Raw genomic sequence first — 13,382 nt, forward strand, 5'->3', positions numbered from 1 at the left:
GTTGGACAGATCTCCCCGGATAAGGACATGAACTTTCAGTGCACAACCGCCGCATTTACCGTGTCTCACGAACCTGGGGGCTTCGTAATCTTTGGCTCACTCGCCCAGAGACTCAGCCTTGTATGCGATTTCTGTACGTCGGCTCGCACCTTTGCACTCAGACTGCCTCCGCACAGCCCCTCGCGGGACTGCACTTGCCTTAAGCTAGTGGTTGTCATCAGCAGGCGTCTTTACCGCCAGTCAGATGTAGGTTCTCCCACAGGGGACTTTCACCCCATCAGTTCATGCCCATGCCGGGCGTACCAAAAGTGTTCCCTGCGCCTGCAGGGATGAACCGGCATCAATCATCAGCAGTTTGCAGATATGGCCGGTGTTCCCTGCGCCTGCAGGGATGAACCGAGGTAGGTGTGTCCAGATCAACCATTTCCCGTGTGTTCCCTGCGCCTGCAGGGATGAACCGAACTGATAAAGGTGTGACAAATGAGTGTAAGAGTGTTCCCTGCGCCTGCAGGGATGAACCGTTTTTGACCGGTGTGGGCCGTACCCGGGTGATGTGTTCCCTGCGCCAGCAGGGATGAACCGCGACAGCGGACTCAAAAGCAGCGGAGTAGGTAGTGTTCCCTGCGCCTGTGGGGATGAACCGACACTCTCGTACATCATCAGAGCCATATATGTGTTCCCTGCGCCTGCAGGGATGAACCGTTCAAGCAGCAGTACAACCACGAACAAAAGTAGTGTTCCCTGCGCCTGCAGGGATAAACCGGTCACGGTACTGAATGGCAAAGTTTTTGGTGAGTGTTCCCTGCGCCCGCAGGGATGAACCGCGATCCTAAACCATCCGACGTCAGCTTATCAGCCACCCGGTCCAGACCTGGTTACCCAGCATCAGACCACCCAGAACGGACTGCTCCGCTTCGATGGAGTGGGGAGGTGTTTTAATGGCAACCGTCGCTTCATTAAGGGGAAGCGACAGTTCGCGAGGACTTAGATCCAGCATATTAACGTTCTGCGGAAAAGACTAGTGGCAGGTCAGGATACCTGATTCCGACGTTCAGAAGGAATAACGATTTTCATTCATCAGTGCTATGGCACAGCGTTCAGCCACGAACTGGAAACATCGTAAAAATCAGTGATTTTCTATTAACAAAGGGATTATCTGGAATTTTTATTCAATTAACGAGTCCAAAAAAAACAGGCTAGCGAAAGCAATGTTCCCATGAATAATTTTCCAACTCAATCACATGCTCCAATCCTGCCCCCCCGAGAGGACCGTTCGCCCGAATCTGACAGTACCATACCATCTAATCAAGCATGCCCTGTCAGGCCGCTCTCTGAGATAACAGTACCACAGATCCCGCAAGGTACTTCAGCTCTGCATCCACACACCACTACATCGTCAGTTACATCAAGAAATATTTCACAAGCACCCACATACGGTAGCCGGGTACCGATGACAGACGCTGTCAAAAATGCCCTGAAATGTCTGAAAGATGCAGGTATAGACGCACAACAGTGGCAGGGGCTCGGGTTAGTACTGGAGGTTCCCTATGACATGATAAAAAGCATCGATACAAACCTTGCATTGAGCAACCCCAAGAGCAAGTTGTGCGAATTACTCACTTGCGCCGAAACATCAAACCTTTTGATACCAGAAAGGTTGGTTCAAGGGGTCAGCGAACTCATGGATATGGCGCTGCGTAAAGAATTCAGAAATGACTTACGCAACATTCTTAAATACATCTTCCTGGATGAATACGTTTTGAATAAAAAACAGGAAATTGTTACCAGCGCAAAAAGCTTTTTTGACTGCGGATGTCTCTCCCCGGCGGAGCCTGACTGCTATAACAATGACAATCGGTCTTGGTACGACAGGATTTCACCCAGAGATGCTTACCTGATCGTTAATCAGCACGTGGTTGAAGCAGAACGTTATTCTCTTGCCGCCAGATTAGATCTGCCTGACGCTGACCGGGAAGCCTTATTGCCACTATTGGACGGAGAATGGAATGTCTATTTCGCAGAGCTGTTATGGCGGGCAGACGAACAGCAACTGCTAACCTTCGCCAATTTGTGTGCTGTTATTTGTGAAAGTGGCAATCGCTGGGCAGTCGAGACGAAAGTTTGTCCCAGATTGGGCCTGGATTATCATCAGCTCCCAGAATACCAATCCAAAAGGATGTTATCAGAAAATAACAGCGAGCCCGACCGGTTGTTAAGTATACGGGATTTGGTTTCCGTTTTTAGTAATCAAATGCACATCCTCCCAGAATATCTGGCACAGGTCTGTGGTTATTCCGAGCTTCTTAAACACCCCCTGTTGATGACGATGCAGAAAAAATTCAAGTTTTTTCCTGATATTGTTAAAAGAATGATTTTGCTGGAACTGATTTACCAGCAAAACCGTGGAAATAGCAAAGGCGGTTTATCCATTACTGACGTTGTCCGCATCCTTAATAAACCGGAGGTGATGGAGCTCAGAGTAGCCAACCGGTTATTGAGTAACATGACCGCCGGTGGTTCTGAACAGGCAAGCCCGGTATTTGAGCCATCACTATGGTTCAAGCTGGCCGACATGTTGATTCAGATTCCGGATTTTGAGGCAGAACCTCTGGCAAAAATGCTGGGTCTACCCGACCATAAAAGAAAGTTGATTATTTCCGGGGAGTATGCAAAAAATTTACGCCAAATTACTTATAACATTCTCTCTGCGGCCAATAAGTTGGGAAGGCTCACGCCCGAAAATGTCGTGTACGCTTTGAATCAGACTTGTCCGGCCTCATTTGTGAACAGCGTGTGCAATATGAGTACTTTTCCGCAATTACAATCCATCACCGGCACACCATTACCGCCGGTAGTCCTTGGCCAGCAAGATGAAATCCCCCGAAAACCAGGCTCCATACCCTTAACCATGGATTTCCTGGGTAATCTACTGCTCAGCCATAACGTGCACAGAATTGGTATGTGTACGGGACTTGGATTTGATGAGTTAGATGCGTTACAAACTTGTACCGAAGACGAACCGCAGCTCCTGGCTTATCGCCTGTCAAAGAAACTGACTGAAACCGAACGGGGCCTTGAAACGGGTCATCTTTATCAGGCGTTGCAATGGCTGGATGACAAGGATGCGCTGGCCTATTTCCCGCAACAACAAACCGATGAGTTCCTGAGTTGTCTGCCTGAGCAGACCATTAATAACATCCAACAGGGAATGGCTTATATTTCAGCATTCCGCCAGATCCCCGCCACAGCCGATGGAACTGAATGGATCTTGCCAATTGCCTGCAAAATCGGCTTGCCCAGGAGGAAATTTGATCATATTCCTATCTCCTGTGATCCTGGCTGGAACCTCATCCGTTACCTTCTGGCAGCCGGAGAATCCCCATCACCACAAAGGGTTAAAGAGCTTGTTGAGTGGTCCGGGCAATTGAAGCGGGCAAAAGACCTTCTGAGTGAGTCGGGAGATAACGAGTCATCAGCCTATCGTTGCCCCATTGGCGGAAATTTAATTTCATGGCCGGCAGCAATAGACAAAAAGCAAAACCAGGGTGGGCCACAGACCGTGTATTTTGAGCATGATCTGCTGTTTGAATGGGTTCATAAACACCCTATCCATCCGTTAACATCAGCAGCGATTGACGTGAAAGAGATAAGGACTCGCTGTCCAGAGTTTTTTGAGCAACTTATTGCAACGCTCGACGATCAGTCTTTCTCCCCATTAGAAGGGAAAACAACTGATGAATTGCCATAAAACCGGGTTAAAAAAACCGGAGACCCGTTAGAGTTCCGGTTTTTAGTCCATCCGTTAACCGAACTGATTATTCAGCTTCGATAAACACCTTGATAGTTGCAGCAACGTCAGAATGCAGCTGGATGCCAACGTCGTACTCACCAACGGCACGGATCGGGCCTTCTGGCAGACGGATTTCGCTCTTGGCAACAGCAACACCGGCAGAAGTGATGGCTTCCGCCAGGTCACGAGGACCGATAGAACCGAACAGTTTGCCTTCGTCGCCTGCTTTGGCGGTCAGGGTCAGTTCGATTTCAGCCATTTCTGCAGCGCGCTTCTGAGCGTTGCTCAGTTGTTCGTTAGCTGCGCTCTCAAGCTCGGTACGACGAGCTTCGAAAGTCGCCAGATTCGCTTCAGTGGCAGGCAGAGCCTTACCAAAAGGAATCAGAAAGTTACGGCCATAACCGTTCTTAACGGTGACCTTGTCGCCCAGCTTACCAAGCTTGGCAATTTTTTCGAGCAGGATTACTTCCATTTCGCTAGCCTCTATCTAGTACCTGTCATCCCTGATGCAGTCGGTTATTCGCGCGGGCGCGAAAATCAAAAAGACTGTCCAGACATGCAGTTAAAACAATGACCGGGTACGCCAGTTGCGTGACAAAAATCAACAGGATGTAAAACCCTACCAACCAGAAGCTTCCCAGTTGTCGCATCCCCACCAGCCCGTGGATCATGGCAAGCCCCGCCACCAGCAATGGCAGCGTCGCTGCAGGAACCAGCACCAGCAGGAAAGGAACAAAGGTTGCTCCCACCAGGGTAAATGCCAGGAGCCCCATGGCTACCGATAACGGCAGGCGGATCTGGTGAAACTCTTCACGGAATCCACCCGGGTTATAAAGCTGCGCCTGCCAGGATCTGGCCAGCACCAACCCAAGGATGCAGATCACCAGGTTAAACCAGGTGATCACACCAATAACCCCGTATTCTACCAACGGCCCGATGCCCGCTACTAAGTCGTCCGTACTCTGCCCTGCCTGCTGAACGTAGTCACGAACCAGTGTCATGACCAGTTCGCTGATCAGGGCGATTTGCTGTGGAGCCAGCTGCGCCATAACCAGAGCGATGAAAGCTCCGGCTGGCAGCAGCGCCAGTAGTGTTTTCTGCCAGGAAACCGTTTGGCGTAATACCAGGGCCAGAGCCACGGTAGTTGTCAAACCGATGATCGTGGAGAACTGTCCCATGGCTGCCCAGGCAATACCCGGCAGCACAGCCCAGGTGAGTATTTTCAGCCCTTCACTGGTACCACGACGCAGTACCACCAGTGAAATAATGGCTGCACTCACCCAGAACAGCATGGGAATACAGGCAAACACAGTGGCCAGAATCATTGCCTGTTTCGGGCCACGCATTACCAGTTCCGCCAGTCCACGCATCAGCTATACCCTATGAATAAATCAGTGACGATCGGTGTATGGCAGCAGGGCCACGTAACGAGCGCGCTTGATCGCTGTTGCCAGCTGACGCTGGTAACGAGCCTTGGTACCGGTGATACGGCTAGGAACGATCTTGCCGGTTTCAGAAACATAAGCTTTCAGAGTGTTCAGATCTTTGTAATCGATCTCTTTCACGCCTTCAGCGGTAAAACGGCAGAACTTTCTGCGACGGAAAAAACGTGCCATGGCAACGCCTCCTTGGATTTATGCTTGTATGGTAAAGAGCAGGTTAAAGCAGGAACCTTAGCAGTCGTAACGACTGAGCATCAGGTCTTACTCTTCAGACTCTTCTACTTCGTCTTCAACGGCTTCTTCAGAGGCACGTTCTTCACGGCGGTCTTCACGGCGGTCGTCACGACGATCACGCTTTTCTTCAGACTGCAGCATGATAGAAGCTTCAGTGATGGCTTCATCACGACGAATGACCATGTTACGGATAACCGCGTCGTTGTAGCGGAAGTTTTCCGTCAGCTCATCCAGAGTTTCGTTACCACACTCAATGTTCATCAAAACGTAGTGAGCCTTGTGGATCTTGTTGATTGGGTAAGCCAGCTGGCGACGGCCCCAATCTTCAAGACGGTGTACCTTGCCACCATTTTCGGTGATAGCGCGAGTGTAGCGCTCAACCATGGCAGGTACTTGCTCGCTCTGGTCAGGGTGGACCAGGAAAACGATTTCGTAATGACGCATTATTTGCTCCTTACGGGTTAAATAGCCTCCTGCAATTTTTACCTCCGACATCCGTCGAAAAGATTCTGTAAAGCAGTAAGGCAAGGAGAGTGTGAGCGCAGGCGCTCACCGGTTACTACATTCACAATGGACAACCCTCTTGATCGACTTTTGACCAAAATAGCCCCACTGAGAATGAAATATACGCCGGACAAATTAGCCGGAGCATACAAAGAGCGGGAATTTTAGAGATTTGTTGCGTTGGTTGCAAGGGGAGACAAGGTCTGCCGCACTGGTAATATCCGGTGTCGATATGGTGATTTACCACTTCAGGTCTGTCATCAAACCATCAATCCGCCAGGTATTGGGCAGATGTGGTGAAAATAAACAGGAAGTCCTCTGTGATCAGCAAAAGCTGGTAACATACCCACCCCATTTGGCTAACAATGCTTTAACGCATTAAACGTGCAATATGAAACAATAAGTTATGCAAAGGATGGCTGCTCAAATGACCGTGTGGCAAATCCATTCAACGATGAGCGTCATGTTCTAAAGGTCGATATAGCCAGAGACCGCTCCAATTTACCGTTTTTATTGCCGGGAATGCGTACCCACTATCATTGAATTATGGCCGATCACGAAAGCACAGCACTTATCTATACACCGAAACGGCGAATCGGCCTGTGGTTGCTGATCATCCTGTTTTTATCTGCATCTGCCTGGGCGACAAAACCTCTGACCTATAAAATCAATGGGCTCGACAAAGCATTACTGCAAAATGCGACGCTCTACCTTGATAACCTGCCTGCCATCAAACCCGAACAACTGGATGAATACCGGCATGACATCCGGGAGGCCCTGCAAAAATCACTGATGGCCCTGGGCTATTACCAGCCCACCATTGACTTTCACAGCAGCAAAAAGGCTGCCAGTCAGCTCATCATTACTATCAGTCCGGGTCAGCCAGTGATTGTCCAGTCCCTGCACATCAATCTGGAAGGTGATGCCAGACAAGACCGGGCATTTACCCGGTTAATCAGTCAGAGCCGGTTGAAAACAGGCGAGATCCTGAATGATGGTGAATATGAGTCGCTGAAAACAGGGCTCAGTAAACTGGCCCTGACCCGTGGTTATTTTGATGCAGACCTGAGTGAACACCAGATCAAAGTCTACCCGGCCCAACATCGGGCTGACATTACCCTGACCATGGAATCCGGCAGACGATACCGGTTCGGACCGGTTATTTATGACGCCCCGGTGAGCGAAGCTACCCGTGCGTTGCTGAACACCATGATCAATTTTGAGCCGGGGCAACCCTATCGCTCTGAACAGCTCAGTCAGTTGAACATGGACTTTTCTGCCACCGGATACTTTAAATCCATTGAGGTCCGCCCTCTCAAGGATAAAGCCGTTGATGGTGAAGTTCCGATTTTCATCAGTGTGATACCCAAAACAGCCTGGGAGCTGGAGACCGGTATCGGTTTCTCTACGGATGAAGGTCCGAGGGTATCCCTGAGTGTTGATAACCCATGGCTGGATGAAAAAGGACACAGTTTTACCAGCGATATCAGAGTGTCCAAAACAGGACAGGAGCTGAGTGGGCGCTATAAAATCCCCTATGGCAACCCTCTGTTGGAATACTACAGCCTGGACAGCGGTTACCAGAGAACTTCGGTCCAGGATACCGACAGTCAGCTTATTTCCGCTTCTGTTAATAAGTGGAAAAAGCGACCAGGTAACTGGGACCAGGACTTTTTTATCCGGGTAGATTATGAGAACTACACCCAGGGGCAGCAGAACAGCAGTAATCTGTTGCTAATACCCGGTATGTCATTTGACCGCCGGAAATTGGTTGGCAATCCAACGGATCCCCGCTCCGGACACCTCTACAACCTGAAAATCGAAACCTCTGCCAAAGCCTGGCAATCTGATGCTGACTTTATCAAAGTGTGGGGCCGGGCCAAATGGTTGACCACGTTCTTCAAGCATCACCGGGTGATCAGCCGAATTGAGCAAGGTGCCATCTGGGTGGATGACATTCAGAATATCCCACCGTCCATTCGTTTCTTTACCGGTGGTGACCAGACGGTCCGTGGCTACAGCTATGACAGCTTATCCCCAGAGGACAGCAACGGCCAGCTGGTTGGCGGCCAGTACCTTTCGGTCGCCAGTATTGAATATGACTATGAAATTGTTGAAAACTGGCGGGTTGCCTTATTTGTTGACAGCGGAACCGCAACCAACTCCTACAAAAAAGGTCAGGTTGAATGGCAAACAGGGGCTGGGCCGGGCATCCGTTGGGTGACCCCCTTAGGTCCGTTAAAACTGGATTTTGCCTTTGCGATCAGTGAGCCCGGCTCTCCCTGGCGAATCCACTTTTCCATGGGGCCGGATTTATGAGCAGCGCCCCAAACCATAACTCTGAACAGGCCGGGTCTGCCCCGGGAATGCCAGATCAACGCCCAGTGAAAAAAGTTTCTCTGATAAAGCGGTGTCTATCAGTCACAGCCGTCTTCCTGCTTACCCTGATCTCACTGCTGCTGTTTACTCACACCGGCAACACCCTGCTCTGGCAACAACTGAGCAATGCGCTTCCGGCGCTTGATGGGGAGCTGACTGAAGGCCAGTTGATGACGGGCTGGCATATTAAGAATCTGCACTGGCAAGATAGCCGGATCAAGTTTCAGGCTGATGATATAACGCTGAAGTGGCAGCCTGGAAAAGTGTTAACAAGGCAGCTGCCGGTCCAACTGGTAGCCGTCAAAGGCGGCAACCTTGAGATTCAGCCAACGGTGGAAGAAACCAGACCGTCAGCACCGCCCTCTACCGATACAGCAATCAATATTCCTCTGGATATTCTGATCAGTCAGATCCATATCCAGGATTTTGAAGTCACCTTTTCAGGAACCACGGTTTCCCTGGAAACCTTTACAGCAAATGCCCGTATACAGAATAGCAAGCTGTTTATCCCTGAGGTTCGGGCAGACAACCTTCAGATTGTGTTAAAGGCTTTAACGCCCAACCAACAAGCGTCGGCAGGCATTGATCTCTCAACCATCACACTGCCGGAAGTAAAACTCCCAATCCCTGTCAGCCTGGAAAATTTCACACTGACCAATGCCCGCTACCAGCAGGGTGATATTGATGAAACCCTTAAAGCGCTGGAGCTGAGTTTCAACTGGCAAGCGACTTATATCACCGACCTGACACTTAAGGCAGAACAAAGCAGGGCCAATATTCTTTTAAACGGTGAGATACAGCTAGCTGAAAACTATCCATTAAGCCTGAACCTGGATGTCACCATTCTGGATAATTTCAATATGCCTGAGCTGGCAGCCATAAAAGGGGATAAGCTATCACTGGAAGCCTCGGGCGATCTTGGTCAACTGCAATTGCGGCTTGCATCACAGGATTCCATCAATACATCACTGGAAGGAAATATTGGCCCTCTTGCCCCCAACTTCCCGCTAAACGTTGCCCTGAAATGGCATGAATTCCAATGGCCGCTGCAAGAAAATGCACCCGTGGTTTCATCCAACAATGGCTTAGCCAGGATCACGGGAAATCTGAATCAGTACCAGCTCTCACTGAACACATCCATTAAAGTGGCTGAGCAGCCAGCCACCCAACTGCAGTTGGATGCCTCTGGTAGTTTGCAGCAGCTAACTATTGAAACACTGTCGCTTAGCCCTGTTGATGAAAGCAATCTTTCCGAAAAACCCTTGGAACTGACCGGGACAGTTAGCTGGCAAGATGGAATTCATTGGCAAGGACACACTCTGCTGTCAAAACTAAAGCCAGAATTATGGCTAAGGGAACTTCCCGGCACGCTGAGCGGCAAAGTAACCACTCAATTTATGATGACAGATGGTTCATGGCAGCTAAACATTCCGGAACTGACAATCAATGGCTCATTACTGAACAATCCCCTTGAGTTGACCGGAAAACTGGCATCCGACAACCAGGTCAGGCCCATGGCCGCTTTACCCTTCAACGTGAATATTCACAGCTTTTATGCAGCGTTTGGCGAGAACCGCCTGAACATCAATGGACAAATCGCAGAACAGTTATCCCTGAGCGCCAAACTTGATGCCAGCTCTCTGGACAGGATTACCCCGGAGCTGAAAGGCTCGTTACAAGGCAGCGTTCAGCTATCAGGGAGCGATAAACATCCAAAGCTTTTATTCAGCTTTGATAGCCCATCCATAGAGGTTCAACAGACCAGTATCAACCGGTTACAAGTGAACGGCGAATTGACCAGAGCCACCTTACTGGAAGGTAAAACCACAGTTAAGGCGGACTCTCTCAGCAGTGGCAATATTCAGCTGAAAAACGTGCTGCTAAATGCCAATGGCAGTGAACGAAATCATCAAATATCCCTGAAAACTCAGGGTGAGCCGGTATCCGGTGAGTTACAGATTAACGGAGCTTGGCATCATGATAACAGCCGTGGCAAATGGCAGGGGCAGTTAGCCAGTGCCAGGGTAATCACACCGGTGGATACCTGGTCTCTGGAGCAGCCTGTTACCATCGGGCTGAATGCCACCAACAAAGAAGTAAAACTGACGAATCAATGCTGGTTTGCCAAACCGGCAAGGCTCTGTATTGATGCATCACAATTTTCAGCCAACCGTGGAACAACACGCTTCCGGCTATCAGACTTTAACCTGTCAACCCTGAAACCACTCCTGCCAGGCAACCTTAACTGGCAGGCCATACTGTCGGGCAGTGGCGATATCCAATGGGATAGCGGTCAGCCCATAGCCCATATCCAAATCCAGACGACGCCAGGTGAAATCACCAGCAACTCAGATAATCCTTTATCAGTGAACTATCAAACACTCTCCACCGTGATTAATCTGAACGAGGATGATCTGCAGGCAGAGTTTGACTTTGACTCAAAACAGCTGGGGGACGCCCACATCCATCTGGCCATCGACAACATGCACAGTGACCAGACCCTGAGTGGACAAGCCAGACTACAGGATATGCGCCTGTACTTTCTGCAACCACTGATTCCGGATATCCGTCATGTTGATGGTATTTTATCCGCTGACACACGCATGGGTGGAACCCTGAAATATCCCTTGCTGTTTGGCAACCTGAAACTCCGTGCAGGACAGCTGGCCGCTAAACAGGAAATGGTCAAAGTCAGCCATCTGATCACTGAGCTGAATGTGGATGGCAATAAAGGTGAAGTCAGTGGCAGCATGAAGATAGACGACGGTGAAATGAAGCTGTCAGGTCATCTTGACTGGCAACAGATGCCCCCTTCCGGTGTTATCGATATAACAGGGCAAAACCTGGGAGCCAGAGTGCCGGGTATCCTCCAGCTGAAAGCCTCACCCGATTTAAGGCTGACCATTGGAGCCGCGCAAACCCTGACCGGGAACATCACCATTCCCTGGGCAAGAGCGAACATCAAACAACTGCCCAGACAGGCCGTCACCCCCTCTGACGATGTGCTGATTATCACTCCGGGAACCAGAAAAGCACTGTTGCATGCCGGTCCGCCCTTCTCCATGGATGTGAATGTGATTTTAGGCAAAGACATCAAGATCGACGCCTATGGGCTGAAATCAGACCTTGGCGGCCAACTGCTGTTGGATCTGCAGCCCGGAAAACCAATGACAGCCGATGGCTCTATTCAACTGACCAACGGCCGCTATCATCAATTCGGTCAGGATCTGCTGATTAAAGAGGGCCATATTATTTTCTCCGGCCCGCTATCCAGCCCATACCTGTCGGTGAACGCTATTCGCAACCCTGACAGCATAGAAGACGATGTATCAGTAGGCATGCAGGTGAGCGGAGCACCATCCCGACCGGAGTTTTCTATCTATTCGGACCCATCCATGCCACAGCAGGAACAATGGTCTTATCTGCTCAGAGGGCGGGGACTCGAAGATGGTGACAGTTCGGCCGTGCAATCCATGCTGATCGGTTTCGGTGTCAGCCAGTTTGGCGGCGTAGTGACTTCCATTGGCGAAAAAATCGGCCTCTCGGATGTCACGCTCGACACCCAGGGCAGTGGTGATGACACCCGGGTCACCATTGGCGGGACGATTGCGCCGGGCCTGCGGGTGCAATATGGCGCAGGTGTTTTTGACTCTATCGCTGAAGTTAAGGTGCGCTACGAACTAATGCCGCGACTTTACCTTCAGGCCGTTAGCGGCATTGCCCAGGCTATCGATCTTTTCTACCAGTTTACAATTGCGACTGAAAAAAAATAGATCTATTCAGATTTAATGAATTCAATGTAAGGTACTGACTTTCGAAAATTTTGCATCGTTATTAACAGCTTTAGTAAGCATTCATTTTTAATTGGTAAAAAAAATGCATTGGCTACTTGAAGGGAAGAAACTTAATTTTAGAAAAATGGTCAGATATGGGGTAAATATCAAGAACTATATGACGATGGTCTTTGTTTTTTTCCAAAATTGAGGTTAGCAGTCATGCACGGTGTAAATAGCGGTGATGTTTCAAGAAACACTTATAATCCCCAGCAGGAAAACAAAAGTCAAAAAATGGATACTAAAGTGTCGCAAGGGGAAAGTGGAACCACTAATCCCATTGCTCACAGAACATGTATTTCGGCAGAGGGTGTAGCTGTATCGAGTTCTGCACAGGCTGCCAGCCCCTTATCCGATGCGCCTACAGTCCACTTGACTAAAACATTTTACCATCCCAAGGATAAAGAACCTCTTATTTTTCCGGAAAAACACCTTATGACACACGGAGACTTCAGGGATATACTATCCAAATATATGGATCTCTATGCAGTAGTAACGGATGATCGTCATGGTGATGGAGCTGTCAACATATTGGCCATCGGGAAACCAAAATTCCAATTAGACGATCTGAAGGGAAAATTCCATACTTGCGTTTTTCAATCTATACCATCATTAAAAGAAACACCTTACAGTTCTGATTTGTTTGGTATCTCCCTTAATCAAATTTGTTGGATTGTTGATAACTTCTGCATAAATCTTGAAAAAAAGAACGAGAACGATCATGAAACAATGAATTTGATTGAACGGTCAGTCTTTAATAAATTACAACCAAAATATGATTTAGAAAATAATTCACTTCTACGTATTGTTACTCATAAAGATTTCCTGAAAGATATCTCCCCTGAGGAAGCAAGATTTATTTTGGAAAAAAGTTTCGATGCATCTATCAAAGAGATGAAGAAACAACTCTCTACTCCTTATGAGAATATACTGAACTCAAAAGCGACAATCAACGATCTTCCGGAGATTCTTCGTAGTTATAAAGATCGGATGTCTTGGGGAAGCTATGATAGTTGGAAGTTGAATTATCTTGATGAAGCATTACTCAATAATGCCAAATGGGAATAACTATTTCTTATTTGTGTTCTTCTTGGCCTTCGTGGTTCCATCCGCCGAAAGCCATTGAAAATGGAGGGGTAAGCCTAATCTCCACCCTAAGAAGGGATATTAGCTTCTACAGTCAGGCGATCAGTATTTACG

9 protein-coding genes and 1 CRISPR repeat array are annotated in these 13,382 nt (G+C 48.9%); of the genes, 4 read left to right on the top strand and 5 right to left on the bottom strand.

Annotated features, from left to right (window positions below):
• Nucleotides 1-308 precede the first annotated feature (308 nt).
• A CRISPR array of direct repeats spans nt 309-824; the repeat unit is 29 nt; unit sequence GTGTTCCCTGCGCCTGCAGGGATGAACCG.
• A 20-nt stretch (nt 825-844) separates the two neighbouring features.
• Nucleotides 845-997, bottom strand: coding sequence for a hypothetical protein (locus J7439_RS18445; protein WP_209203465.1), 153 nt, complete (start codon nt 995-997; stop codon nt 845-847).
• Between the two features lie 453 nt (nt 998-1,450).
• On the opposite strand from J7439_RS18445, the gene J7439_RS18450 reads away from it, so the two are divergent.
• The gene (locus tag J7439_RS18450; RefSeq protein WP_209203427.1) at nt 1,451-3,748 is read left to right on the top strand and encodes a hypothetical protein; all 2,298 of its coding nucleotides are present in this window, start codon (nt 1,451-1,453) and stop codon (nt 3,746-3,748) included.
• Between the two features lie 67 nt (nt 3,749-3,815).
• On the opposite strand, the gene rplI is transcribed toward J7439_RS18450, so the two are convergent.
• From rplI to rpsF, 4 genes are all read right to left on the bottom strand, one after another.
• Nucleotides 3,816-4,262 carry a 50S ribosomal protein L9 gene (gene rplI / locus J7439_RS18455; protein ID WP_209203428.1) on the bottom strand — a complete coding sequence of 149 codons (447 nt, stop codon included), beginning with the start codon at nt 4,260-4,262 and terminating at the stop codon, nt 3,816-3,818.
• Nucleotides 4,263-4,287: 25 nt separating this feature from the next.
• Nucleotides 4,288-5,160, bottom strand: coding sequence for a hypothetical protein (locus J7439_RS18460; protein ID WP_209203429.1), 873 nt, complete (start codon nt 5,158-5,160; stop codon nt 4,288-4,290).
• A gap of 21 nt (nt 5,161-5,181) precedes the next feature.
• A complete protein-coding gene (rpsR, locus tag J7439_RS18465) occupies nt 5,182-5,406 on the bottom strand; it encodes a 30S ribosomal protein S18 (protein ID WP_020584246.1) in 225 nt (74 codons plus the stop codon).
• An 87-nt stretch (nt 5,407-5,493) separates the two neighbouring features.
• A complete protein-coding gene (gene rpsF, locus J7439_RS18470) occupies nt 5,494-5,910 on the bottom strand; it encodes a 30S ribosomal protein S6 (protein ID WP_101745436.1) in 417 nt (138 codons plus the stop codon).
• Between the two features lie 606 nt (nt 5,911-6,516).
• Between rpsF and tamA the strand changes: the two genes are divergently transcribed.
• The 3 genes from tamA (at nt 6,517) to J7439_RS18485 (ending at nt 13,250) form a co-directional block, all read left to right on the top strand.
• Nucleotides 6,517-8,289 (top strand): autotransporter assembly complex protein TamA, encoded by a 1,773-nt coding sequence (tamA, locus tag J7439_RS18475; protein WP_209203430.1) that lies wholly within the window; start codon nt 6,517-6,519, stop codon nt 8,287-8,289.
• Complete coding sequence (gene tamB, locus J7439_RS18480) at nt 8,286-12,122, top strand: autotransporter assembly complex protein TamB (protein ID WP_209203431.1); 3,837 nt, start codon at nt 8,286-8,288, stop codon at nt 12,120-12,122. Before tamA ends, tamB begins: the two co-directional genes overlap by 4 nt.
• A 222-nt stretch (nt 12,123-12,344) precedes the next feature.
• Complete coding sequence (locus tag J7439_RS18485) at nt 12,345-13,250, top strand: hypothetical protein (protein WP_209203432.1); 906 nt, start codon at nt 12,345-12,347, stop codon at nt 13,248-13,250.
• Nucleotides 13,251-13,382 lie beyond the last annotated feature (132 nt).

This window comes from Salinisphaera sp. G21_0 (assembly GCF_017744115.1).
Lineage (GTDB): Bacteria > Pseudomonadota > Gammaproteobacteria > Pseudomonadales > Endozoicomonadaceae > Endozoicomonas.

Coding starts and splice junctions, on each gene's coding strand:
- rplI (WP_209203428.1), bottom strand. CDS start 4,262: ATGGAAGTAATCCTGCTCGAAAAAATTGCCAAGCTTGGTAAGCTGGGC.
- rpsF (WP_101745436.1), bottom strand. CDS start 5,910: ATGCGTCATTACGAAATCGTTTTCCTGGTCCACCCTGACCAGAGCGAG.
- J7439_RS18460 (WP_209203429.1), bottom strand. CDS start 5,160: ATGCGTGGACTGGCGGAACTGGTAATGCGTGGCCCGAAACAGGCAATG.
- rpsR (WP_020584246.1), bottom strand. CDS start 5,406: ATGGCACGTTTTTTCCGTCGCAGAAAGTTCTGCCGTTTTACCGCTGAA.
- J7439_RS18485 (WP_209203432.1), top strand. CDS start 12,345: ATGCACGGTGTAAATAGCGGTGATGTTTCAAGAAACACTTATAATCCC.
- tamB (WP_209203431.1), top strand. CDS start 8,286: ATGAGCAGCGCCCCAAACCATAACTCTGAACAGGCCGGGTCTGCCCCG.
- J7439_RS18450 (WP_209203427.1), top strand. CDS start 1,451: ATGACAGACGCTGTCAAAAATGCCCTGAAATGTCTGAAAGATGCAGGT.
- tamA (WP_209203430.1), top strand. CDS start 6,517: ATGGCCGATCACGAAAGCACAGCACTTATCTATACACCGAAACGGCGA.
- J7439_RS18445 (WP_209203465.1), bottom strand. CDS start 997: ATGCTGGATCTAAGTCCTCGCGAACTGTCGCTTCCCCTTAATGAAGCG.